Below are 1,115 nucleotides of genomic sequence, written 5' to 3' on the forward strand. Positions count from 1 at the left end.
AACGTCGGTACTATCGGCCACGTTGACCATGGTAAAACAACGCTGACCGCTGCAATCACTACCGTACTGGCTAAAACCTACGGCGGTGCTGCTCGCGCATTCGATCAGATCGATAACGCGCCGGAAGAAAAAGCTCGTGGTATCACCATCAACACCTCTCACGTTGAATACGATACCCCGACTCGTCACTACGCACACGTAGACTGCCCGGGCCACGCCGACTATGTTAAAAACATGATCACTGGTGCGGCTCAGATGGACGGCGCAATCCTGGTAGTAGCAGCGACTGACGGCCCGATGCCGCAGACTCGTGAGCACATCCTGCTGGGTCGTCAGGTAGGCGTTCCGTACATCATCGTGTTCCTGAACAAATGCGACATGGTTGATGACGAAGAGCTGCTGGAACTGGTAGAGATGGAAGTTCGTGAACTGCTGTCTCAGTACGATTTCCCGGGCGATGACACGCCGATCGTACGTGGTTCTGCTCTGAAAGCGCTGGAAGGCGACGCAGAGTGGGAAGCGAAAATCATCGAACTGGCAGGTTTCCTGGATTCTTACATTCCGGAACCAGAGCGTGCGATTGACAAGCCGTTCCTGCTGCCGATCGAAGACGTATTCTCCATCTCTGGTCGTGGTACCGTTGTTACCGGTCGTGTAGAGCGCGGTATCATCAAAGTGGGTGAAGAAGTAGAAATCGTTGGTATCAAAGAGACTGCGAAGTCAACCTGTACTGGCGTAGAAATGTTCCGCAAACTGCTGGACGAAGGCCGTGCTGGTGAGAACGTAGGTGTTCTGCTGCGTGGTATCAAACGTGAAGAAATCGAACGTGGTCAGGTACTGGCTAAGCCGGGCACCATCAACCCGCACACCAAGTTCGAATCTGAAGTGTACATTCTGTCCAAAGACGAAGGCGGCCGTCACACTCCGTTCTTCAAAGGCTACCGTCCGCAGTTCTACTTCCGTACAACTGACGTGACTGGCACCATCGAACTGCCGGAAGGCGTAGAGATGGTAATGCCGGGCGACAACATCAAAATGGTTGTTACCCTGATCCACCCGATCGCGATGGACGACGGTCTGCGTTTCGCAATCCGTGAAGGCGGCCGTACTGTAGG

1 protein-coding gene is annotated in these 1,115 nt (G+C 54.0%); it reads left to right on the forward strand.

The window, feature by feature from the left end; genetic code table 11:
* On the forward strand, window positions 1-1,115 hold a 1,115-nt coding region (gene tuf, locus GTGU_RS23335), incomplete at both ends, for an elongation factor Tu (RefSeq protein ID WP_038163548.1).

Source organism: Trabulsiella guamensis ATCC 49490 (assembly GCF_000734965.1).
GTDB lineage: Bacteria > Pseudomonadota > Gammaproteobacteria > Enterobacterales > Enterobacteriaceae > Trabulsiella > Trabulsiella guamensis.